This is a genomic window from Mesorhizobium kowhaii, from assembly GCF_042431665.1.
GTDB classification, from domain to species: Bacteria; Pseudomonadota; Alphaproteobacteria; order Rhizobiales; family Rhizobiaceae; genus Mesorhizobium; species Mesorhizobium kowhaii.
The window spans coordinates 195523-216928 of the sequence record NZ_JBHLYT010000044.1; the positions used below are offsets into that span (position 1 = coordinate 195523).

The following is a 21406-nucleotide window of genomic DNA, read 5'->3' on the forward strand; positions in this document are numbered from 1 at the left end:
ATTCGCTACTCCCTATTCGCTACTCTCTTTCTTTTCATGGAATATCTTCTGGTCGCCGGCCGGGCCGGCTCTTGTAGGGGGGAAACGCCCAGCCGAAACGGAGCGCGCCGCCGCGCACGGCGAACGCCGCGGCGAAGCCGGCCAATCCTGAAACAATCTGCGGCAAGCCGGCGACATCGCCTGCTGTAAAGATGGCAGCGCCGACGAGCGCGGCCGTGACATAGATTTCTGGCTTCAGCAGCACCGAAGGCTCCCCCGCCAGAAGATCACGCAGGATACCGCCGAATGTGGCGGTCAGCATGCCGGTGATCACCGACACCGCCGGCGAGCCGGTGATGGCAAGTCCCTTGGCCGCGCCCATCACGGAAAACGCGGCAAGGCCGATGGCGTCGAGCCAGAGCAGCAGCTTGTAACGGGATTCGACACGGTGCGCGGTGAAGAACACCACCACCGCCACCACCGCGCAGATCAGCACATAGTCGCGGTTTCCCACCCAGAACACCGGCACGTTGAGGATCAGGTCGCGAAACGTACCGCCGCCGATTCCGGTGACGTTGGCCAGGAACAGGAAACCGATAATGTCGAGCTGCTTGCGTGAAGCAGCAAGCGCCCCGGTCGCGGCAAAGACGGCGACACCGGCATAGTCGAGAAGCGCGATGGGGTTCATGGCAGGACCAGGGAGTAAGGCAGTAGGGGAGTAGGGCAGTATGTTTTAGCACGAAGCCGCACTCTTGGGACGACCTCCCAATTCTCCTACTGCCCTACTGCCCTACTGCCCTACTGCCTCTACCTGCCTTATTCCCTAACTACGCATCCTTCTCGGCCTGCTCATTGACCGGCCCCGGCTCGACCGGTGTTTCGCCGGCGGCATGCTTGGGGCCGCCCTTGGCGACGCCGACCATGGCCGGGCGCAGCACCCGCTCGCCGATCGAATAGCCCGGCTGCATGACCTGGACCACGGTGTTGGCCGGGACATCCGGATTGGGCACTTCGAACATCGCCTGGTGGAAATTGGGATCGAACTTCTCGCCTTCCGGCGTGAGCTTCTTGACCCCGTGCCGTTCCAGCGCCGACAGCATGGCGCGCTCGGTGAGGTCGACGCCTTCGATCAGCGCCTTGAAGCCGGCATCGCCGGATGCCTTGGCCTCGGCCGGGATGGCGTCGAGCGCGCGGCGCAGATTGTCCGACACCGACAGCATGTCGCGTGCGAAATTCGCCACCGCGTAAGTGCGCGCGTCGTGCACGTCGCGTGCGGTGCGGCGGCGCAGGTTTTCCATCTCGGCCGCGACGCGCAGCGCGCGGTCCTTCAGGTCTTCATTTTCCTTCAGCAGCCGCACAAGGGCTTCATAGTCGCCATCGATGCTGCCCTCCGTACGCTCGGCATTGGCCTCGGTCGCCTCGACTTCATCGGACGCGCGTTCGTCTTTTGCCTGGTCGCTCATCGCCGTTTCCCGTCAATCTCGAATGGTAGGGATTTTGAGCCCGATATCGAGGTTTGGCGGCCAAAAATCAAGGGGTAAGCGATAGTGGAGGCTCTCGGCCAGGGCAGGACAACGAACGGCAGGGTCCTTCGATTTTAATTCAAATTTTACCCTGATCGCCAGCTTTGCTTGCCACAAAGGCGTGATGCGGGAACCATTCCCTTGCTGGAGGAGTTTCGAAGCCGACACAGGATTTTGAGACGATGACCCGCAACAAAGGCGAAAAGGGAGAAAAGCTGGCCACCGAGGTCAGGCGCCAGTTCGGCGCCGAGGCGGTGACGCGCTTTCTGCGCACCTTGCCGGCCTTCCGCACCGAGGCCGACATTCCCGACCGCTTCAGGGAGTTGCTCGACCGCCTCGACGGGGCGGAGGACAGTGACGTCGGCTGGCGCCGGCAATAGCACGACAACCGCCCCATCCTCGATCGCGAGTAGAGATCGGCCCTAAAAGCGGAAAACCCCTATGCTCAGACGACAGAGCGAGCATCGGGTCCCGGAACGATTGGACTTGAAAGCCCGGCGCTCCAAGGGTGAACCATCACGCTGATCAAGCGATTGGCTGGCTCGACCGCCGGGCACGCGACAATTACGCACAGTAATTTTGCGTGACCTGTGTCTTGCGGTGGCGGGGCGCCCTGACTATGCTTCCTGATGAACATGATTTCCCCTGAGGCGGCCGCCAACAGCAAGCGCGCCTGGCTTAAGATTCTGGCGCGCTACAAGAAGCCCGACAGGCGCCGCAGCGCGCTCGAACTCGCCATCACCCTTATTCCCTTCGTCACGCTCTGGGCGCTCTCTTCGGCCGCCTACTCCTACGGTCATTGGTGGGGTCTGGTCCTCATTCTTCCGGCGGCCGGGTTTCTGGTGCGCATCTTCATGATCCAGCACGATTGCGGCCACGGCTCCTTCTTCGCCAATCGTTATGCCGACGACTGGATCGGCCGCGCGCTCGGCATTCTGACGCTGACGCCCTACGACTGCTGGCGGCGCGCCCACGCGACCCATCATGCCAGCGCCGGCAATCTTGACGAACGCGGGATGGGCGACATCAGGACGCTGACCGTTGCCGAATACCGGCAATTGTCATGGCGAGGCCGCCTTGCCTATCGTCTCTATCGCCACCCGCTGGTGATGTTCGGGCTCGGGCCAATCTGGCTGTTCATCTTCGAGCAAAGATTGCCCATCGGCATGATGCGGGGCGGCCTGACGCCCTGGGTGTCGTCAATGACCACCAATCTTGGCATCGCAGTTACGGCAGCTATCCTCATCTGGTTCGTCGGCCCCGGCGCGTTCCTGGTTGTTCATCTGCCGATCGTCATCCTCGCCGGTTCGGCCGGCATCTGGCTGTTCTACGTCCAGCACCAGTTCGAGGAGACGGAATGGGCAAAGGACGCCGACTGGGAATTCCAGCACGCCGCCCTGCACGGATCGTCCTACTACGATCTGCCGCCGGTGCTGAACTGGTTCACCGGCAACATCGGCGTCCACCACGTCCACCACCTCTCCGCCAAGGTGCCGGGCTACCGGTTGCAGGAAGTGCTGCGGGATTATCCGGAGCTGCGCGGCATCGGTCGCGTCACGCTGCTCGACAGCCTGCGCTGCGTCAAACTGGCGTTGTGGGACGAAAACCGCCGCAAGCTGGTGTCGTTCCGCGAGGCGCTGGCAGCGGCGTAGAGAACCGCCGCACCATACGGCGCGGCGGCATTGGCAAAATCCTGGATTTGGTTTTGGCGCAATTCCGGACGGAAAACCGTTTCACTTTTCCTGGACTTGCTGTCTTTGTTTTGCCTGGAATTGCTCCGGATCAGGCCGCCTGGCGCTCGTCGCGCATCAGGATCTCGCCATGGCGGATTTCCGTGCCCAGCACCTTCAGGCATTCGCGGATGAAGTTGGACAGGCCCGGCCAGCCCTTGGCTGACACGAGATTGCCATCGACATGAGCGCCGGTCGGCGCGACGTCGATGTAGATGCCGCCGGCCAGCGTCACCTCCGGCTCGCAATAATGTAGCGCCGCGACTTCCCGGCCTCGCACCACGCCGTCGACGGCGATCAGGATCTGCACGCCATGGCAGATGGTGAAGATCGGCTTGCCGGCCTCGTGGAAATGCCGCACCAGCGCCTGCACCCGCTTGTCGATGCGGATATATTCCGGCCCGCGCCCGCCCGCCGCATAGACGGCATCATAGTCGTCCGGCTTCACCTCGGCGAAGGTCTTGTTGAGGATGTAGTCATGGCCAGGCTTTTCCGTATAGGTCTGGTGGCCTTCGAAGTCATGCAGCGACGTCTTCAGGATGTCGCCGGCCTTCTTGTCGGGGCAGACGACATGCACCGTATGGCCAACGGCATGCATGGCCTGTTCAAAGACGAAAATCTCGTACTCCTCGCTGAACTCACCAACGAGCATCAGTATTTTCTTGCCAGCCATTCCCGGTTCCTCCCTTGTGGCCACATTTATTTCGGATCACGAAATAATGGACCTATCCTAAGGGCAGGACGATAAAAGAGAAAGCGCAAATCGCATGATTGGTAAGACCAGTTCATGTTGATTGCCGTCGGCATCGCCACGAGACGTTCCACAACAGGCGAAGATAGCACTACTGGTTCGACCAGAACTCCGATCAGACGGCCGCTTTGATCATGTCCGCCGCCTTTTCGGCGACCATGATGGTCGGCGCATTGGTGTTGCCACCGATCAACGTCGGCATCACCGAGGCGTCGACCACCCGCAAGGCCCGTATGCCGCGCACGCGGAGCTGCGGGTCGACCACCGACAGATCATCGATGCCCATCTTGCAGGTGCCCGCCGGGTGATAGATCGTATCGGCGCGGGCTCGGATATGGGTCATCAGCTCTGCATCGCTCGAAACGCCGGCGGTGTAGATTTCCTTGGCGCGGTATTTGGCCAGCGCCGGCGCCTCCAATATGCCGCGCATCATTCTGACCCCCTTGAGCAGCAGCTCGGCGTCGCGTTCGTCGGACAGGAAACGCGGATCGATGCGAGGTGGCGCCAGCGGGTCCGGCGTCGACAGCCCGACCTCGCCGCGCGAATGGGGTCGCAGCACGCAGACGTGGCAGGAAAAGCCATAACCCATATGCAGCTTGCGGCCATGATCATCAACGATGGCGATGCAGAAGTGCAGTTGCAGGTCGGGCCGGTCGATCGCCGGGTCGGATTTGAGGAAGGCGCCGCCTTCCGCGTAGGGCGTGGCGATCATGCCGCCGCCATCCTTGCGCCAGTGCCGCAGATGCCGCAACAGGCCAGGCAGACCGCGCAGGCCTATGCCCATCATGTCGGCATCCTTCGATGTCCAGCCCATGATGAAATCGAGATGATCCTGCAGGTTCTTGCCGACGCCTGGCAGTTCATGAACGACCGGGATTCCGTGCGCTGCAAGCTCGACAGCCGGGCCGATCCCGGACAGCAACAAGAGCTGTGGTGAGCCGAAGGCACCTGCGCAAACGATGACCTCGCGCCTGGCTTTCGCAACGGCTTCGCCCTTGCCCGCGCGGTAGCGCACGCCGGTGGCCCGCTTGCCTTCAAGGACGATGCCCGTGGCGTGCGCTCCGGTGACAACGGTGAGGTTTGGCGGCTCATCGCCGGATGCAGATAGGCGGCGGCCGCCGAGCAGCGCTCACCATTGCGGCGTTCGCCCCAGAATTGCGTGACCTGATAAAGTCCGGCTCCTTCCTGTTCGGCCCCGTTGAAATCATCGTTGCGCCGGATCTGGTTTTCGCTACAAGCCTCGACAAAGGCCCTGGAGAGCGCACGCGGCTCCTGCTGCTCGGCGACCCGCAACGGTCCGTCACCGCCATGCAAGGCATCACCGCCACGCTGATTGCCTTCCGCACGCCGGAAATAAGGCAGCACCTCGTCCCATGACCAGCCGTCGCAGCCGAGATCGGCCCATTCGTCGTAGTCGCCGCGGTGCCCGCGTGTGTAGAGCATGGCATTGATGGCGCTCGAGCCACCCAGCGCCTTGCCGCGCGGCTGGTACCCCTTGCGGCCGCCAAGCCCCTGCTGCGGCACCGTCTCGAAGGCCCAGTTGTTGATCTTCGGCCGGCCCGGCAACAGCGCGATGACGCCTGCCGGCGCGCGGATGAGCAGGTCTTTGCCCTCGCCGCCGGCTTCGATCAGGCAAACCTTTTTCGATGGATCTTCGGAGAGTCGCGCGGCAAGCGTGCAGCCGGCGGACCCGCCACCGGCAATGACATAGTCGAAATCCATGATCTCCTCCCGGTTGGAGCGCCGCGCGTCCAAAGGACGCGCAAAGCACGCTCCAAGACTCACCCGGCGGATGTTTCCGTCCGGATGACCAAGAGAAGGCCCGATCACAGTCGATGTAAAGACGCGCGGAATTACCGCTGCGTCAGCTGACGCGAACGCGCCGCCAGGAATATTTTGGTCCCTTGGGCTCCGGCACGGCGGTTGGCTGATAGTAGAGCCCCAACCCGCCGGTGCGGCCCTCTTCCAGCCGCTTCAACAGCACCGGGTTCGAAATCTCGAATTCGTCAAAGCCGAGCCGCAGCATATGCGGCAACTGGTCGACGAGAACCTGCCCCGTGGCGCGCACCACACCCTCGAAATGATAACGGCTGCGCAGCAATTCGCCCTTGGAGAAGGAGCGGCCGTCGCTGAAGGCCGGGAAGGCCAGTGCCACCAGTGATAGCTGCTCGAGCAGATCAACTATCTTCTCGAGCTGGTCGCCGGGCTGCAGCGCGACGCCGAGCCGCTCTTTGGCGGACCGGCGCACCTCAGGATCGAGATGGAGGAACGCCTGCAGCGGCAGGATGAAGCGGCCATTGCCGGACAGCGCGTCCGCGCTTTCGGCATGAGCCCACTCGTCCTCGCGAAAACCCGTTGGGGTCCAGAGGCGGATCTCCGGTGTCGTCGGTTCAGTCATCAAAAATTCCTAAGTCCAAAAGAATTCAGGGTGCGTGAAATTCAGGTCAGGCCGAGACGAAAATGGTGGGTTCCGAGAACCGGAGCGGAGCGTACTTAAGTACGTGAGCACCGGAAGCGCAGGAAACCGCCATTTGCAGGCCGGCACCACCTGAATACCACATACCCTAGAGCGATGCGTCGGTCAGCGACTTTTCAAGTCCCGACAGATGAATGCCGCACTCGGTCTTGGCATGACCTGCCCAGCGGCCGCTGCGCGCGTCGTCGCCCGGCTGCACCGGCTGCGTGCACGGAAAGCAGCCGATCGACAGATAGCCATAGGCGACCAGCGGATTTTCGCGCAGCGCGTGCGCGCGCATGTAGTCGGCCTGGTCCGACGTCGTCCAGTGCGCCAGCGGATTGATGCGGATGCGCGGGCCGACAGCTTCGAACACCGGAAGTGCTGCCCGGGTCGAGGCCTGGAAGCGCTTGCGGCCGGTGAACCAGGCGCGGAAGGGTGCAACGCCACGCGCCAGCGGCTCGACCTTGCGCACGTCGCAGCAGGCATCGGTATTGCTCTGGTGCAAATTGCCCGTCGGATCGATCCGTTCGAGCGCCGCTTCTTCGGGCTTGATCACCCGGATGTTGGTCAGCCCGAAATCGGCGGCAAGCGCGTCGCGATAACCGAGGGTCTCCTCGAAATGCTTGCCGGTGTCGAGGAAGATGACCGGCAGCGTCCGGTCGATCTTGGAGATCATGTGCAGCAGCACAGCCGAATCCGCGCCGAATGACGACACAGCGGCGATCTCGTCGTTGAACAGTTCGCGGGCCGAGCGTTCGATGATCTCGAGCGGGTTCAGATGCCCGTAAAGCGCATCGAGCCCCGCCGCTTTCGCGGCGATGCCGTCATCGACGTCGACGATACGGTCAAGCGGCCTTGGCTTCGCCAGCATAGAGCGCCTCCTTGAACGGCGCGGGACCGACACGGCGGTAGGCGTCGATGAATTTTTCTTGGCTGTTGAGCCGAAGGCCGAGATAGGTCTCGACGATCTGCTCGATGGCGTCGGTGATCTCTTCCGAGCTGAAGCCGCGGCCGATGATCTCGCCGACCGACGTGTTCTCGTCGGCCGAGCCGCCCAGCGTCACCTGATAGAGCTCGGAGCCCTTCTTCTCGACGCCGAGGATGCCGATATGGCCGACATGGTGATGGCCGCAGGCATTGATGCAGCCGGAGATCTTCAGCTTCAGTTCGCCGATCTCGCGCTGCCGCTCCAGCGAGGCGAAGCGACGCGAGATTTCCTGCGCGATCGGGATCGAGCGCGCCGTCGCCAGCGCGCAATAGTCGAGGCCCGGGCAAGCGATGATGTCTGATATCAAATTGGAATTGGCCGTCGCCAGCCCGATGTCGACCAATGCGTCATAGACCGCCTTGAGGTCGGCGCGCGCCACATGCGGCAGGATCAGGTTCTGCTCATGGCTGACACGCAGCTCGTCGAAGGCGTATTTCTCGGCGATGTCGGCGACTGCTTCCATCTGGCTGTCGGAGGCGTCGCCCGGCACCTCGCCGATGCCCTTCAGCGAAATGGTCACCGCCGCATAGTCGGGATGGCGGTGCGTCACCACGTTCTGGTCGAGCCAATCGGAAAAGCTCTTCGAATCGAGGCGCGCCAGCTTCACCGCTGCGTCGCCGTCCGGCCGGTCAGCGAGCAGAGGCGGCGCGAAATAAGCCTCGATGGCGCGGATGTCGGCGTCCGGCAGCTTCAGCTCAGCGTCCTTCAGTTCCTGCCACTCGGCCTCGACCTGGCGGGTGATTTCCTCGACGCCGGTCTCGTGGACAAGGATCTTGATGCGCGCCTTGTACTTGTTGTCGCGGCGGCCATAGAGGTTGTAAACGCGCAGGATCGCCGTGCAGTAGGAGAGAAGGTCAGCTTCCGGCAGGAAGTCGCGGATCTTCCTGGCCACCATCGGCGTGCGGCCCTGGCCGCCACCGATATAGACGGCGAAGCCAAGTTCGCCGGCGGCGTTCTTCTTCAGGTGCAGGCCGATATCATGCGTCTGGATGGCGGCGCGGTCGCGCTCGGCACCCGTCACCGCGATCTTGAACTTGCGCGGCAGGAACGAGAATTCCGGATGCACCGACGACCACTGGCGCAGGATTTCCGCATAGGGGCGCGGATCGGCGACCTCGTCGGCGGCGGCACCGGCGAAATGGTCGGCGGTGACGTTGCGGATGCAATTGCCGCTGGTCTGGATGGCGTGCATCTCGACGCTTGCCAGATCCGCCAGGATTGCCGGGATGTCCGACAGCGCCGGCCAGTTGAACTGGATGTTCTGGCGCGTGGTGAAATGGCCGTAGCCCTTGTCGTATTTGCGGGCGATGTGACCGAGCATGCGCAACTGCTTGCCGTTCAGCGTGCCATAGGGCACCGCGATGCGCAGCATGTAGGCGTGCAGCTGAAGATAGACGCCGTTCATGAGCCGCAGCGGCCGGAACTGGTCCTCGGTGATCTCGCCGGCAAGACGACGCTGGACCTGGTCGCTGAACTCGGCGACGCGGGCCTGGACAAAATCGTGGTCGAACTCATCGTAACGGTACATGCTTCGTCTTTCAGGGCGCGTCCGCCCATGCCTGGTGTCTTGTTAAGCTGCCCGGGCAGCCTGCTTGCCGAGATCGTTGCGGATGGTCGGGCCGGCGGCGCGGATCTTCTCGCGCAACCGCACCGGCTCGACGATGCCGCTGACGACATCGGCGTCGATCAAATTGACGTCGACCACTTCGTTGGCGGTGTAGGCCTTGGCACCGATCGCCTCCAGGCGATCCTCGGCCGCCTTGTCGTGCGCGAGGTCGGCATGGTCTACCGTCTCGGCCCAGCCGCCATCGGCATACCAGACGGCAATGCCGTCACTCAGGCGGTTGGCGGTCAGTATCTTCACTGCTGAACTCCTTCGGCGGCAGCCACGGGCGCGCCTTCATGCCTGTGTGCCGCGAGCGGCTCGGACCGTTCAAAATTGGCGCCGGCAACCGCATCGCCGATGATGGTCATGACCGGGCCGGAAAGATCGGTGCGCGCTTCCAGCGACGGCAGGTCGGCAAGCGTGCCGTGGAAGCGACGCCGATTGGCAAGGCTGGCATTCTCGACCACGGCCACCGCCGTATCGGGCGACAGACCGGCCTCGATCAGCCGGCCGGCAACCTCGGCCGCCACCGAGCGGCCCATATAAACGGCGACCGTAGCGCCCGAAATGGCGAGCTTGGCCCAGTCAGGCAGCGAATTGCCCTTGAGGTCGTGGCCGGTCGTGAACACCATCGACGAGGAAACGCCGCGCAAGGTCAGCGGCAATTCGAAATCGGCTGCTGCTGCAAAAGCAGCGGTGACGCCCGGAACCACCTCATAGGCAATGCCGGCATTACGCAGTGCGGCCATCTCCTCGCCGGCCCGGCCGAACACCAGCGGATCGCCCGACTTCAGCCGCACGACACGCTTGCCTTGGCGTCCAAGCTCGACCAGCAGCGCATTGATCTCGGCCTGGCTCTTGGTGTGGCAGCCCTTGCGCTTGCCGACCGGCAGGCGCTCGGCATCGCGGCGGCCCATGGCGACGACCGCTTCCGGCACCAGCGCGTCATGGACAATGACATCGGCCTCCATCAGCAGACGGTGCGCGCGCAAGGTCAAAAGATCCTCGGCGCCCGGACCGGCACCGACGAGCGCGATATGGCCCGAAGCCAGCGTGTTCGAAAGCAGAAGATCAACAGCGGTGTCGTGCGCCTGCGAAAGCTGGCCGGCGTTGACGGCATGGGCAGGCGCACCGCCGAAAAAGTCGCTCCAGAAGCGGCGGCGGGCATTGCCCTTCGGCAGCAGCTTCTCGGCAGCACCGCGAAACGATGCGGCCAGAGTTGCCAGCGGCCCGAGCGATGGCGACAGCATCTGGTCGATGCGGCTGCGCAGCATCTGGGCAAGCACCGGGCCTGCCCCTTCCGTGCCGATGGCGATGGCGACCGGCGCGCGGTTGACCAGCGCCGGGGTGAAGAAATCGCAGAGTTCCGGCCGGTCGACGGCATTGACCGGGATACCCAGCCGGCGCGCGTCCGTAGCCACGCGGCGATCGAGTTCCTCGTCGCCGCTGGCGGCAAACACCATGACCGCGCCTTCGAGTTGCGACGCGTCGTAAGCGGCGGCAAAATGGTTCGCGCCGGTCTGAGCGATGAAGGCCAAGAGGTCCGGCTCAGCGTGTTCCGCGATGATACGCAAGACCGCGCTTGACTGTCCGATCAGCCGCGCCTTGGCCAGCGCCTGTTCGCCGCTGCCGACGATGGCCACGGCTTCGCCCTCGACCCGCAGGAAGACGGGGAAGGCATTGAGCTTGGGAGCAGTGTGCGGCATGGACGCTAGCGGTATCCTGAACAGGCTTGCAGTTCTACGCGCGGGCGCGAAAAACCTGAAGGAACGCACTCGCGCATCGTTTGTCGGGATGCAATCGCTTTTCTGAAAGCTTCTCGGCCAAGAGAAAAATATTCCTCGTTGGCACATGGAGCGGATTCAAGCTGCTGCCGCAGGCCTTGATTTGTACCTCTTTTAGCGCCGAGCGCGAAATGCGGCAAAACAGTTTTTTCTAAATTCTACCAATTTAGTAGATTAAGGCCGCCTGCACCAAAATCCAAGCAGGGCAGCGAAATCACCACCCTTTCGGTCAGGCGGTGGCATGATCTGCGTGAATTCTGACGGCCATTCGTTTTTGCGCTGTCGCCGTCGATTTCGCGCCCTTGCGGGTTGCACCGCCGACACCCCATCCACCATATTGCAAACAGGCGGCGGCTTCGGGCGCCGCACATCCGACATCCCAGGTTTGAAAGGCGCTCCATAGACAATGCCGCATGACACGCCCCTTATCGCCACCATCGTCGCCGGTCTGGGGCTGGCTTTCGTCTTCGGGGCTCTCGCCAACCGCTTCCGCATTCCGCCGCTGGTCGGCTACCTCGTAGCCGGCGTGCTGGTCGGGCCGAACACGCCGGGCTTTGTCGCCGACGCCGGCCTTGCCAACGAACTGGCCGAAATCGGCGTCATTCTCCTGATGTTCGGCGTCGGCCTGCACTTCTCGCTGAAGGATCTTCTGTCGGTGCGCGCCATCGCCTTGCCCGGCGCCATCGTCCAGATCGGCTTTGCCACCGCACTCGGCGCCGGCCTATCTTGGATGCTCGGCTGGTCGATGGGCGCCGGCCTGGTTTTCGGCCTGGCGCTCTCGGTCGCCTCGACCGTGGTGCTGCTGCGCGCCTTGCAGGAACGGCGCCTGATCGAGACGGAACGCGGCCGCATCGCCGTCGGCTGGCTGATCGTCGAGGACCTGGCCATGGTGCTGGCGCTGGTGCTGCTGCCGGCCCTTGCCGGCGTGCTCGGCGGCCAGGAACAGGCGGACGCCCACGCGAGCGGCTTGCTGTCGCTGCCGGCCAGTTACGGCGTCTGGGGCGTCGTCGGCATCACGCTGGCCAAGGTCGCCGCCTTCGTCGTCGTCATGCTTGTCGTCGGCCGCCGGGTCATCCCCTGGATCCTGCACTACGTTGCCCACACCGGCTCGCGCGAACTGTTCCGGCTCGCCGTGCTGGCCATCGCGCTCGGTGTCGCCTTCGGCGCAGCCAAGCTGTTCGGTGTCTCGCTGGCGCTGGGCGCCTTCTTCGCCGGCATGATCATGAGCGAGTCCGAGCTCAGCCATCGCGCCGCCGAGGAATCGCTGCCGCTGCGCGATGCCTTCTCCGTGCTGTTCTTCGTTTCGGTCGGCATGCTGTTCGATCCGTTCAGCCTGATCAGCAATGGCTGGCCGATCCTGGCGACGCTGGCCATCATCGTCATCGGCAAGTCGTTGGCGGCATTCGTCATCGTCATTGCCTTCGGCTATCCCCTGGCCACGGCGCTGATGATTTCGGCAAGCCTTGCCCAGATTGGCGAATTCTCCTTCATCCTGGCCGAGCTCGGCGTCGGGCTGAAACTATTGCCCGAACAGGGCCGCGACCTGATCCTCGCCGGCGCCATCCTGTCGATCGTCCTCAACCCGTTGATGTTCCTGGCCATCGACTGGATGAAGCCATGGCTGGAGAAGCGGGCCGCCAGGACGGCGCCGCCGGTCGAGGCAAAGCCGGTCGGCCCGGCGACGGAACCCGGCCAGGTGGCCTCGGTTGCGGCCACGGCCAAAGGGGAAGACGGGCCGCCGCCCAGGACAGCCCTCGCCAACCACGCCATCCTGGTCGGCTATGGCCGTGTTGGCAGCCTCGTCGGCGCGGCGCTGAAAGAGGCCGCCCTGCCCTTCCTCGTCATCGAGGATGCCAACAAGACACTGGCCAGGCTCAAGGCCGACGGCATCGAGACCGTGGCTGGCAACGCCGCCAACGCCGAAGTGTTCGCCGCTGCCAATCCTGAAGGCGCCAGGCGGCTGATCCTGGCCATCCCCAACGCCTTCGAGGCAGGCCAGATCGTGCTGCGCGCGCGGGCAGCCAATCCCGGCATCAACGTCATCGCCCGCGCCCATTCCGACGCCGAGGTCGATCACCTCAAGCGCCTCGGCGCCGACACGGTGATCATGGGCGAGCGCGAGATTGCACGAGGGATTGTCGAAGAGGTGTTGGGGCAGAAGCCACCAGAGGCCTCTGAACCGTCCGCTGCCTGAGCCGATCCTGAACGATTATTGTTCGCCTCTGGCCGACGGCCGGTGACAGATTGCATAGCCGATCTCAACCGTCCGCCGTCAATCGAATTGATCACGCAACGAACGCAGAGCCGCCATTCTGCGCGATGCTGCTGAGATACTGGGCGGGAGGCTTGCCCAGCGCCTTCTTGAACATGGTGATGAAGGCCGTGACGGACTCATAGCCGAGATCTGCCGAAACCTGCTGCACGCTCGCGCCCGAGGCCAGTTCCCGTATCGCGACGATCAAATGCAATTGCTGGCGCCAGCGTCCGAAGCTCAGGCCTGTTTCTCTCACCACCAGGCGTGCCAGGCTGCTCTCGCTGAGAGCGACACGCCGGGCCCATTCTGCCAGATTGCTGCGGTCGGCAGGATTTTCAGCCAAGGCATCGACGATCCGCCTCAAGCGCGGCTCTGACGATATCGGCATATGCAGCTGCTGGACAGGCATGCGCGGCAGCTCGCTGAGCAGAACCTTGGTCAGCACATCCTGCCGTGAATTGTCGTCCTGCCCATGATCGGCCAGCTCGACGATCAGTTCGCGCAGCAGAGGCGAGATCGACAGCGTGCAGCACCGGTCCGGCAGATCGGTGGCTCCGGGCTCGATGTACACGAAGAAAATCCGGGCATTGGCGGTGGCGATATTGCTGTGCTCCATATCGCCGGGAATCCACACGCCGCAATGAGGCGGCACCATCCATAGGCCGCTGGGGACGCGGCAGGTGACGCCGCCACCGAGCGCGAAGACAAGTTGGCCTTTGCGGTGCCGATGGGAGGGGACCTCGGCCCTGGTATCGGTGACGTCAACGCGCACGGCAATCACCGGCTCGGAAAGCTCATCCACATCGAAATTGAGCCAGGGGTAGCGGAGGGGTTGTCTCATGATTGACGGTTTTTAGCGATCAATTGCTCTGATATCTAAATTATTCAAGCGGGAAAGTCGATAGGTTCCGGCTTGTGGATGACCACGTCTGGAGCGTGCGGGGTGCAGGGTTCTTCGATTAGCAGCCGTCTGCGAACCAGCAAGACCGAGGCACAGCAGCCGCCCGAAGGCTATGCGTCCGCCACGCAGCAATGAGGTATGAACCATGCTCGCCCTAGTCATCTCTCCCGACAGCGCCACCGGGCTGAAGCTCGCCGAGCTCGACGAGCCTCAGCAGGCCTCGAACGAAGCCCTGATCTCGGTCCGCGCAACCTCGTTGAACCGTGGTGAACTGCGCCTGCTCGCCATCCGACCGAACGGCTGGATACCCGGCCAGGACATCGTTGGGGTTGTCGAACGCGCAGCAGCCGATGGCTCCGGGCCAGCCGTAGGCGCCCGGGTTGTGGCTTTGGTCGACCAGGCCGGCTGGGCCGAACGTGTCGCCGTTCCAACTGACCGCCTCGCCGTCCTGCCGGATGACGTCAGCTTCGTCTCCGCGGCCACGCTTCCGGTCGCGGGCACGACGGCGCTGCGCACTCTGCGCCACGGCGGTGACCTGGCCGGCCAGCGGGTTCTGATCACCGGCGCAAGCGGTGCGGTCGGTCGTTTCCAGATCCAGATCGCCCGCGAGCAGGGCGCGTCGGTGACCGCGGTCTCCGCCGCGAGGCATGCTGATGATCTCCGCGGCCTTGGAGCCGAGCGGGTTGTCGAGTCGATCGAGCTGGCCGAAGGGCCGTTTTCGCTGATCACGGAGTCAGTCGGCGGTGAGAGCCTCGCACACGCGATCGAGCGGGTCGCGCCTGGCGGCACCATTGTCATGTTCGGCTCGAGCAGCGGCGAACTCACGCCCATCAACTTCCGCCAGTTCGTTCCGGGTCACGAGGGAGCGAGGCTTCAGACTTTCGCGTACTACACTTCTGGTTCAGGCATTGGTGCGGACATCGCCTCGCTGCTCGCTCTGGTCGCGGCGGGCCGGCTTGAAACGCGCGTGGCCTTGACCGTGCCGTGGACAGGCGTCGCGCACGCCCTCGACGCACTGCGACAACGCAGCATCAGCGGCAAAGCCGTTCTCACCATAAGCTCGGCAGCCTTGCCGGACGGGCGAGAGCGATCTAACCGCACGGCCCCGGAGAGAGTACTATCCACTTAGACGGGCTTGCAGGGGACAGCGTCCACGATTGACAAAGATCAACCGGCTCACACGTGCTGGCCGCCATTGATGTGGATTTCCGAGCCGGTCACGTAGGACGCCTGCTGCGAGCACAGGAAGAAGATGATGTCGGCGACCTCCGCCGTGGTGCCGAGGCGCCGCAGCGGAATGGTCTCGACGATCTTGTCCGTGCCCGGCGACAGGATAGCGGTGTCGATCTCGCCGGGTGCTATGGCGTTGACGCGGATGCCATGCGGGCCGAAATCATGCGCCATCTCGCGCGTCAGCGAACCGAGAGCGGCCTTCGATGTCGCATAGGCGGTGCCGGCAAAGGGATGCACGCGAGTGCCGGCGATCGAGGTGACGTTGACGATCGAGCCCTTGGCTGCCGCCAATTCCTTGAACAGCCCGCGCGCCAGCATGATCGGCGCGAAGAAATTGACCTGGAACACGTCGCGCCAGACATGCATCGGCGTGTCGATCGAGTCCATCCGGCTATTGCCGTCCTTGAGCTTCGGCGAGATGCCGGCATTGTTGACCAGCGCATGCAGCTGGCCGCCATGCGCTTCCAGCCGGTGGCGGATTTCCGAGACGGCGATGCCGACATCTTCCTGGTCGGCGAGGTCGACCTTGATGTGGTCTTCGGGGCCGGCCGGCCACGGGCAATCCTCGGCAAAGGCCTGGCGCGAGCAGGTGATGACGCGCCAGCCCTCACGTGAAAAACGCTTGACCGTGGCGTGGCCGATGCCGCGGCTGGCGCCGGTCAGCACGATGGTCTTTCTGGTGTCGAGTTCAGCCATTTTGGGAGGTGTAGCCGAACCGCGTCGCGGAGGCGAGAGGCGAGTTGCCGCTCACCCCCCACCGAGGATGTCGAGGATCGAGGTCTGCTTCTTCTTCAGGGGACCACCGACATTGCCCGGCGGCACCGGATGCTTGATCGACGCGGTGGCGCTATCGTCTTCCGGCATGGCAAGGCTATCGGCATCGACCGTCTGCGCGGGACGGGCCGCGCGGACCGGCGCTGGCGGCGGCGCAGGTGCAGCGGCCTGTGCGGCCGGCGCCTGCCGGCCAACGGATGCGGACGGAACCGGCGCCGGCGGTGCGTTGTTTGCCGAAGGTATCTCGTCGGGCACGATGGTGTCGGCCGGTGTCGACTTCCAGGTGCCGGGCAGCGGCCGCACCGGCACGCCTTCATGCGCGGCGACCATGAATTCGTGCCAGGCCTGCGCAGGCAGCGCGCCGCCGGTGACCTTCTTCATCGGGCTGCCGTCGTCATTGCCGAACCAGACGCCGGTGGTGAGATTGGCGGTGTAGCCCACAAACCAGGCGTCGCGCGAATTCTGGCTGGTGCCGGTCTTGCCTGCCGCCGGCCAGGCGAAAGCTGCTTTCCGGGCGGTGCCGGTCTCGACCGTACCCGTCATCATCGAGTTCATCATGCCGACGATTTCAGGCTTGACGACACGCGGCGCGCTGCCGCCACCGCTATCGTAAAGCACCTTGCCGTCGGTGGTCGTCACGCGGCGGATGAAATGGATGTCCGGCTTGTAGCCGCCATTGGCGAAGGGCACATAGGCCGATGTCAGCTCCAGCGGCGTCACTTCCGAAGTGCCGAGCGCGATCGAGGTGTTGGACTGCAGTTCGGACTGGATGCCCATGCGGTGCGCCGCCTCGACAACCGCGTTCGGCCCGACCTCCATGGTCAATTGGGCAGCGACCGAATTCAGCGATTTGGCCAGCGCGGTGGCCAGTGTCACCTTGCCGAAATATTTGCCGCCGTAATTGTCGGGCGTCCAGTTGCCGATCTTGATCGGCGCATCGTTGCGCACGCTGTCGGGTGTGCGGCCGGCTTCGAGGGCGGCCATATAGACGAATGGCTTGAACGCTGAGCCCGGCTGGCGGCGTGCTTCCGAAGCACGGTCGAACTGGCTGGTCGAATAGTCGTAACCGCCGACCATGGCGCGCACCGCGCCGGAATCGTCGATCGACACCAGAGCGCCCTGGGTGACGTTGAGCTTCTTGCCGCTGTCGTCGATCAGCCTGCGGATCGACTGTTCGGCGAGCTTCTGCAGCGTCAGGTCGACGGTGCTGTCGACGATGATGTCGCCGCGCACGTCGCCGATCAGGTCAGGCAGTTCTTCCATGATCGTGTCGGCGACGTAATTCTCCGAGCCGGTCCAGTAGGACGGCGAGCGCGTCGCCGGCGCGCTCATCGCAGAAGCCAGCTCCCTGGCGCTGATCTTGCCCTCGTCGCGCATGGCGGCAAGCACGAGCTGCGAGCGTTCTTCGGCAGCCTTCGGATCGCGCGCCGGCGACAGCCGCGACGGCGCCTTCAACAGGCCGGCAAGCAGGGCAGCTTCCGACAGGGTGACGTCGCGCGCGCTCTTGCCGAAATAGCGGCGCGAAGCCGCCTCGACACCATAGGCGCCCGAACCGAAATAAACCCGGTTGAGGTACATTTCGAGGATCTGGTCCTTGGTATGCTTGTGCTCAAGCCACAGCGCCAGCAGCACTTCCTGCACCTTGCGTTCCAGCGTGCGGTCGGGGGTCAGGAACAGGTTCTTGGCCAATTGCTGGGTGAGCGTCGAACCGCCCTGCGAGAAATGCCTGCCAAGCAAATTGGTCACCATCGCGCGCGACAGGCCGATCGGGTCGATGCCGAAATGCGAATAGAATCGGCGATCCTCGATGGCGATGACGGCCTCGGGGATATAGGGCGACATTTCGTGCAGGCCGACGGCCTCGCCGCCGCTCATGCCGCGATTGGCGAGCAGTTGGTTATCGGCTGAGACGATCTTGATGTTGGGGGCGCGGTCGGGGATCGACCAGGTCGTCGCCGCCGGCATCTTGGCGCCGTAGTAGACGACGATTCCAGCCGCCGCGATGCCGCCCCATATGGCGAGCACGAAACACCAGTAGAACAGCCGGCCGAACACGCCGAACAGGCCGCGCCGGCTTCTGCCGCGCCCACCGCGCGACGATTTGCCCTTGGCCGGCTTGCGTTTTGCAGAGGCTTTGCGGTTGCTCGGCACGACGCGATCCTCCTCGTTCACCGAAAGACCCGCCGAGGATCTCGCCTGCGGCGGTCCCTCGAAACTGGGTTCGATGCGACTGTCTCTGCGGTTCGCCATGCGCTGTGCTGTCTGTCCCCGATGCCTATGGCGTTCGGGTTGAAGAGTAGATGCGGCGATTTAAGGGCGGGTTAAGTCGGGAAAAATCGAAGCAATGTGGATTCAATTGCTTGCGGACCGGCTCGAACGGCGCGTCAGCACCGCCCGCTTGCCACAACAAGGCGGTGGCGGTCGGCGCCGATCCGATGCCATCAATTCTGCTGGATCGAGATGCCCTTGTCGTCGATCTTGAGCTCGACGCCCTTCGGTTTGGTCTGTTCGCGATAGACATAAATACCGAGCGCGATGACCACGACGACGAGCGCGCCAATGACGAGATAGAGCGTATTCTGTTTCATGGCGCGCTCTTTCGGTTGTCGAGCTTCAAGCTCGTTTCAGGACCTTGACCAGCACCAGCAGGATGATGGCGCCGATCGTGGCGTGGATGATGGAGGCGAGAACGCCGCCGCCGATGGAGAAGCCGATCCGCGGGAACAACCAGCCGGCGATGAACGCGCCGACGATGCCGACAATGATGTTGCCGATCAGGCCGAAGCCGAAACCGGACACGATGAGACCGGCGAGCCAGCCGGCGATGGCACCAATGATGATGAAGACGAGCAGGCTTTCAGCACCCATAGCGATTTCCTCCGAGCAAGAGGACGACGGCGAAGCGGAAAGCTCCGAATCGGCCTCGATATCAACGACTTCAGGCTATTCGAAAGCAGCCAGCCTCGCCAGCGGCGCGCTCACTGGTCGTCATCATCGCTCGCGGCAGGTCGCCAGCTGGTCGGCTCGACCTTCTTTTGCGTATGACTGTCGGTGTAGACCCACCAGCCGTCGTCGCGATATTGCGCCATGGATTCGTTGATGACGCCGTCGCTGTCCTTCCAGGTGACGGAGACCTTGGAGCCGTCCCTCGGCGCGGTCGAAATCGGCTTTCTGTCCGCCATGTCATCCCCCTTTTAAACCGACAAGACTGAGCCGACAGAACGCGGCGGCCTGCATCTGGTTCCAAACGGGCCGTCGGCAGCAGATCCTCGCCAAACCCATCAGCTGTGGGCGAAGATATCCTCTTCGCCCCAGCCCATGAGGTCGAGTTTGGCACGCGTCGGCAGGAAGCGGAAGCAGGCATCGGCCTCCTTTGTCCGCCCGTCTCGCGCCAGCCGCCCGTCCAGCACATCGCGCAACCGGTGCAAATAGAGCACATCGGAAGCGGCGTATTCGAGCTGTTCGGGCGACAGCGTCTCGGCCGCCCAGTCCGAGGATTGCTGCGCCTTCGACAGGCCAACGCCAAGAAGCTCGAAGCAGATGTCCTTCAGCCCGTGCCGGTCGGTGTAGGTGCGGGTCAGCCGCGAGGCGATCTTGGTGCAGAACACCGGCTCGGGCATCACCCCGAACGCATTGTAGAGCACGGCAAGGTCGAAGCGGCCGTAGTGGAACAGCTTGGTCACACCGCGATTTCTCAGCAGGCTGACAAGGTTCGGCGCCTTCTTCTGGCCCGGCGCGATCTGGATCACGTCGGCTGTGCCGTCGCCCGGCGAGATCTGCACCACGCACAGCCGGTCGCGATGCGGGTTGAGCCCCAGCGTCTCGGTGTCGATGGCCACCGCGCCGACATTGTAGTGCGAAAGGTCGGGCAGGTCATGTTTGTGGAAACGGATGTCGGCCATTGTCTTCTCCGGTCGAGCCTTGGGCGTCCCTTGACCGGCAAGGGACGCCGCGGCGCTTTATCTCGTGGCCCCGTCCTCGCTGTGATCCGCCGAAAAATCAACAGAAAGTTGCGTTCCCGCCACGTCAGCGGGTTAGCGCTTCCAGAATCCGCGCCCAGGAGCGCTGGCCCTTGTGGAAGGAGCTCAGCTCGTATTTCTCGTTGGGCGAGTGGATGCGGTCGTCGTCGAGGCCGAAGCCGACCAGCAGCGATTCCATGCCGAGATAGGTCTGGAAGTCGCCGACGACGGGAATCGAGCCGCCGCCGCCCGTCGTCACCGCCGGCTTCGGCCATTCGTCGGACAGCGCGTTCTTGGCCTTGGCCAGGAACGGCGAGTCATAGGAAAGCTGGATTGCCGGCGAGCCGCCATGCGGGTGGAATTCGACCGAACAGTCGGCCGGAATGCGCTCCTTGACGAATTTCTGGAACGCGGCGCGGATCTTGGCCGGATCCTGCTTGTGGACGAGGCGGAACGAGACCTTCGCCGAGGCTTCCGCCGCGATCACCGTCTTGAAGCCCTTGCCGGTGTAGCCGCCGATGATGCCGTTGAACTCGGCGGTGGGCCGCGCCCAGGTCAATTCCAGCACCGAGCGGCCCTTCTCACCCGACGGGATCGACAGGCCGACAGGCCCGAGGAAGGTCTCGGCTGTCTCGCCAAGCGTTTCCCATGATTTCAGGATCTGCGACGGCGTTTCCTCGACGCCGTCATAAAAACCCGGGATGGTGATGTGGCCGTCCTTGTCGTGGATGTCGGCCAAAACCTTGGCCAGGATGCGGATCGGGTTGGCGGCGGCACCGCCATAGAGGCCGGAATGCAGGTCGCGGTCGGCGGCCTTCACCGTGATCTCCTCACCGACCAGTCCGCGCAATCCGACGCAGATCGACGGCGTATCGCGGTCCCACATGCCGGTATCGCAGACCAACGCGAAATCGGCCTTGAGTTCGTCGGCATTGGCCCCGAGGAACGGCTTCAGCGACGATGAGCCGGACTCTTCCTCGCCCTCGAACAGAATGGTGATGCGGCACGGCAAATTGCCATGCACCTGCTTCCAGGCGCGGCAAGCCTCGACGAAGGTCATCAGCTGGCCCTTGTCGTCGGCCGAACCACGCCCGGTGATCACCTTGTGGCCGGGCTCGACCTCTTTGACCGCGGGCGCGAACGGATCGCTTTCCCACAATTCGATCGGATCGACCGGCTGCACGTCGTAGTGGCCGTAGAACAGCACATGCGGCGAGCCGGCTGGCCCGTCATGATGCGCAACCACCATCGGATGGCCGGGCGTGTCGCGAACGCTGGCGTCGAAGCCGATCAGCTTGAGCTCCGCCACCAGCCATTCCGCCGCCTTGCGGCAGTCGGCGGCATAGGCCGGATCGGTGGAGATCGACTTGATCCTGAGCAGGCCGAACAGGCGCTCAAGGCTCTGGTCGAGATTCTTGTCGAGGCGATCGAGAACGGGAGAAACTGCGGACATTTGTGAAGCCTTT

Annotated in this window: 20 protein-coding genes and 1 pseudogene; 4 read left to right on the forward strand and 17 right to left on the reverse strand. The window is 63.8% G+C overall.

Annotated elements, in window-relative coordinates:
* Nucleotides 1–34 precede the first annotated feature (34 nt).
* Together ACFFNA_RS25105 and grpE are read right to left on the reverse strand one after the other, a co-directional pair.
* Nucleotides 35–667 carry a trimeric intracellular cation channel family protein gene (locus ACFFNA_RS25105; RefSeq protein WP_378922441.1) on the reverse strand — a complete coding sequence of 211 codons (633 nt, stop codon included), beginning with the start codon at nucleotides 665–667 and terminating at the stop codon, nucleotides 35–37.
* A gap of 139 nt (nucleotides 668–806) precedes the next feature.
* Nucleotides 807–1442 carry a nucleotide exchange factor GrpE gene (grpE, locus tag ACFFNA_RS25110; protein ID WP_378922443.1) on the reverse strand — a complete coding sequence of 212 codons (636 nt, stop codon included), beginning with the start codon at nucleotides 1440–1442 and terminating at the stop codon, nucleotides 807–809.
* 242 nt (nucleotides 1443–1684) lie between these two features.
* Between grpE and ACFFNA_RS25115 the strand changes: the two genes are divergently transcribed.
* Both ACFFNA_RS25115 and ACFFNA_RS25120 read left to right on the forward strand, forming a co-directional pair.
* Nucleotides 1685–1882, forward strand: a complete 198-nt coding sequence (locus ACFFNA_RS25115) for a hypothetical protein (RefSeq protein ID WP_111548804.1) — start codon at nucleotides 1685–1687, stop codon at nucleotides 1880–1882.
* Between the two features lie 249 nt (nucleotides 1883–2131).
* Nucleotides 2132–3154, forward strand: a complete 1023-nt coding sequence (locus ACFFNA_RS25120) for a fatty acid desaturase (RefSeq protein WP_378922445.1) — start codon at nucleotides 2132–2134, stop codon at nucleotides 3152–3154.
* 130 nt (nucleotides 3155–3284) lie between these two features.
* Here the strand turns inward: ACFFNA_RS25120 and ACFFNA_RS25125 are convergent, their stop codons facing one another.
* The 7 genes and pseudogenes from ACFFNA_RS25125 to cysG form a co-directional block, all read right to left on the reverse strand.
* Nucleotides 3285–3905 carry a DJ-1/PfpI family protein gene (locus ACFFNA_RS25125; protein ID WP_258596473.1) on the reverse strand — a complete coding sequence of 207 codons (621 nt, stop codon included), beginning with the start codon at nucleotides 3903–3905 and terminating at the stop codon, nucleotides 3285–3287.
* Between the two features lie 193 nt (nucleotides 3906–4098).
* A pseudogene (locus ACFFNA_RS25130) lies at nucleotides 4099–5705 on the reverse strand (GMC family oxidoreductase).
* Between the two features lie 142 nt (nucleotides 5706–5847).
* Complete coding sequence (locus ACFFNA_RS25135; RefSeq protein WP_378922447.1) at nucleotides 5848–6381, reverse strand: DUF934 domain-containing protein; 534 nt, start codon at nucleotides 6379–6381, stop codon at nucleotides 5848–5850.
* Nucleotides 6382–6547: 166 nt separating this feature from the next.
* Entirely contained in the window at nucleotides 6548–7312 is a 765-nt protein-coding gene (locus tag ACFFNA_RS25140; RefSeq protein ID WP_378922449.1) for a phosphoadenylyl-sulfate reductase, read from the reverse strand.
* Nucleotides 7287–8957, reverse strand: coding sequence for a nitrite/sulfite reductase (locus ACFFNA_RS25145; protein ID WP_378922451.1), 1671 nt, complete (start codon nucleotides 8955–8957; stop codon nucleotides 7287–7289). Before ACFFNA_RS25145 ends, ACFFNA_RS25140 begins: the two co-directional genes overlap by 26 nt.
* A gap of 42 nt (nucleotides 8958–8999) precedes the next feature.
* The gene (locus ACFFNA_RS25150; RefSeq protein ID WP_378922453.1) at nucleotides 9000–9293 is read right to left on the reverse strand and encodes a DUF2849 domain-containing protein; all 294 of its coding nucleotides are present in this window, start codon (nucleotides 9291–9293) and stop codon (nucleotides 9000–9002) included.
* Entirely contained in the window at nucleotides 9290–10741 is a 1452-nt protein-coding gene (gene cysG / locus ACFFNA_RS25155; RefSeq protein ID WP_378922455.1) for a siroheme synthase CysG, read from the reverse strand. Before cysG ends, ACFFNA_RS25150 begins: the two co-directional genes overlap by 4 nt.
* Before the next feature lie 484 nt (nucleotides 10742–11225).
* Between cysG and ybaL the strand changes: the two genes are divergently transcribed.
* The gene (ybaL, locus tag ACFFNA_RS25160) at nucleotides 11226–13013 is read left to right on the forward strand and encodes a YbaL family putative K(+) efflux transporter (RefSeq protein ID WP_378922457.1); all 1788 of its coding nucleotides are present in this window, start codon (nucleotides 11226–11228) and stop codon (nucleotides 13011–13013) included.
* Between the two features lie 91 nt (nucleotides 13014–13104).
* Here the strand turns inward: ybaL and ACFFNA_RS25165 are convergent, their stop codons facing one another.
* The gene (locus tag ACFFNA_RS25165; protein WP_378922459.1) at nucleotides 13105–13914 is read right to left on the reverse strand and encodes an AraC family transcriptional regulator; all 810 of its coding nucleotides are present in this window, start codon (nucleotides 13912–13914) and stop codon (nucleotides 13105–13107) included.
* A 205-nt stretch (nucleotides 13915–14119) separates the two neighbouring features.
* On the opposite strand from ACFFNA_RS25165, the gene ACFFNA_RS25170 reads away from it, so the two are divergent.
* A complete protein-coding gene (locus ACFFNA_RS25170) occupies nucleotides 14120–15103 on the forward strand; it encodes a zinc-binding dehydrogenase (protein WP_378922461.1) in 984 nt (327 codons plus the stop codon).
* A gap of 47 nt (nucleotides 15104–15150) precedes the next feature.
* On the opposite strand, the gene ACFFNA_RS25175 is transcribed toward ACFFNA_RS25170, so the two are convergent.
* The 7 genes from ACFFNA_RS25175 to ACFFNA_RS25205 all read right to left on the reverse strand — a co-directional run bounded on the left by ACFFNA_RS25175 (nucleotide 15151) and on the right by ACFFNA_RS25205 (nucleotide 21393).
* Complete coding sequence (locus ACFFNA_RS25175; protein ID WP_095199543.1) at nucleotides 15151–15903, reverse strand: SDR family NAD(P)-dependent oxidoreductase; 753 nt, start codon at nucleotides 15901–15903, stop codon at nucleotides 15151–15153.
* A gap of 51 nt (nucleotides 15904–15954) precedes the next feature.
* Entirely contained in the window at nucleotides 15955–18231 is a 2277-nt protein-coding gene (locus ACFFNA_RS25180) for a transglycosylase domain-containing protein (protein WP_378922463.1), read from the reverse strand.
* Between the two features lie 191 nt (nucleotides 18232–18422).
* Nucleotides 18423–18569: a hypothetical protein gene (locus tag ACFFNA_RS25185; RefSeq protein ID WP_013529552.1), complete on the reverse strand. Its 147-nt coding sequence runs from the start codon at nucleotides 18567–18569 to the stop codon at nucleotides 18423–18425.
* A gap of 25 nt (nucleotides 18570–18594) precedes the next feature.
* The gene (locus tag ACFFNA_RS25190; RefSeq protein ID WP_111548817.1) at nucleotides 18595–18849 is read right to left on the reverse strand and encodes a GlsB/YeaQ/YmgE family stress response membrane protein; all 255 of its coding nucleotides are present in this window, start codon (nucleotides 18847–18849) and stop codon (nucleotides 18595–18597) included.
* 110 nt (nucleotides 18850–18959) lie between these two features.
* Nucleotides 18960–19163, reverse strand: coding sequence for a hypothetical protein (locus tag ACFFNA_RS25195; RefSeq protein WP_378922466.1), 204 nt, complete (start codon nucleotides 19161–19163; stop codon nucleotides 18960–18962).
* A 99-nt stretch (nucleotides 19164–19262) separates the two neighbouring features.
* Complete coding sequence (locus ACFFNA_RS25200; RefSeq protein WP_378922468.1) at nucleotides 19263–19883, reverse strand: ribonuclease D; 621 nt, start codon at nucleotides 19881–19883, stop codon at nucleotides 19263–19265.
* Between the two features lie 124 nt (nucleotides 19884–20007).
* Complete coding sequence (locus tag ACFFNA_RS25205; RefSeq protein ID WP_378922470.1) at nucleotides 20008–21393, reverse strand: M20/M25/M40 family metallo-hydrolase; 1386 nt, start codon at nucleotides 21391–21393, stop codon at nucleotides 20008–20010.
* Nucleotides 21394–21406: the final 13 nt, after the last annotated feature.

Excerpts from the sequence above, each read along its gene's own strand:
- ACFFNA_RS25175 (WP_095199543.1), bottom strand. The coding sequence starts at position 15,903 with ATGGCTGAACTCGACACCAGAAAGACCATCGTGCTGACCGGCGCCAGC.
- ACFFNA_RS25145 (WP_378922451.1), bottom strand. The coding sequence starts at position 8,957 with ATGTACCGTTACGATGAGTTCGACCACGATTTTGTCCAGGCCCGCGTC.
- ACFFNA_RS25170 (WP_378922461.1), top strand. The coding sequence starts at position 14,120 with ATGCTCGCCCTAGTCATCTCTCCCGACAGCGCCACCGGGCTGAAGCTC.
- ACFFNA_RS25195 (WP_378922466.1), bottom strand. The coding sequence starts at position 19,163 with ATGGCGGACAGAAAGCCGATTTCGACCGCGCCGAGGGACGGCTCCAAG.
- ACFFNA_RS25115 (WP_111548804.1), top strand. The coding sequence starts at position 1,685 with ATGACCCGCAACAAAGGCGAAAAGGGAGAAAAGCTGGCCACCGAGGTC.
- grpE (WP_378922443.1), bottom strand. The coding sequence starts at position 1,442 with ATGAGCGACCAGGCAAAAGACGAACGCGCGTCCGATGAAGTCGAGGCG.
- ACFFNA_RS25165 (WP_378922459.1), bottom strand. The coding sequence starts at position 13,914 with ATGAGACAACCCCTCCGCTACCCCTGGCTCAATTTCGATGTGGATGAG.
- ACFFNA_RS25190 (WP_111548817.1), bottom strand. The coding sequence starts at position 18,849 with ATGGGTGCTGAAAGCCTGCTCGTCTTCATCATCATTGGTGCCATCGCC.
- ACFFNA_RS25185 (WP_013529552.1), bottom strand. The coding sequence starts at position 18,569 with ATGAAACAGAATACGCTCTATCTCGTCATTGGCGCGCTCGTCGTCGTG.
- ACFFNA_RS25140 (WP_378922449.1), bottom strand. The coding sequence starts at position 7,312 with ATGCTGGCGAAGCCAAGGCCGCTTGACCGTATCGTCGACGTCGATGAC.
- cysG (WP_378922455.1), bottom strand. The coding sequence starts at position 10,741 with ATGCCGCACACTGCTCCCAAGCTCAATGCCTTCCCCGTCTTCCTGCGG.
- ACFFNA_RS25120 (WP_378922445.1), top strand. The coding sequence starts at position 2,132 with ATGAACATGATTTCCCCTGAGGCGGCCGCCAACAGCAAGCGCGCCTGG.
- ybaL (WP_378922457.1), top strand. The coding sequence starts at position 11,226 with ATGCCGCATGACACGCCCCTTATCGCCACCATCGTCGCCGGTCTGGGG.
- ACFFNA_RS25135 (WP_378922447.1), bottom strand. The coding sequence starts at position 6,381 with ATGACTGAACCGACGACACCGGAGATCCGCCTCTGGACCCCAACGGGT.
- ACFFNA_RS25205 (WP_378922470.1), bottom strand. The coding sequence starts at position 21,393 with ATGTCCGCAGTTTCTCCCGTTCTCGATCGCCTCGACAAGAATCTCGAC.
- ACFFNA_RS25125 (WP_258596473.1), bottom strand. The coding sequence starts at position 3,905 with ATGGCTGGCAAGAAAATACTGATGCTCGTTGGTGAGTTCAGCGAGGAG.
- ACFFNA_RS25180 (WP_378922463.1), bottom strand. The coding sequence starts at position 18,231 with ATGGCGAACCGCAGAGACAGTCGCATCGAACCCAGTTTCGAGGGACCG.
- ACFFNA_RS25105 (WP_378922441.1), bottom strand. The coding sequence starts at position 667 with ATGAACCCCATCGCGCTTCTCGACTATGCCGGTGTCGCCGTCTTTGCC.
- ACFFNA_RS25200 (WP_378922468.1), bottom strand. The coding sequence starts at position 19,883 with ATGGCCGACATCCGTTTCCACAAACATGACCTGCCCGACCTTTCGCAC.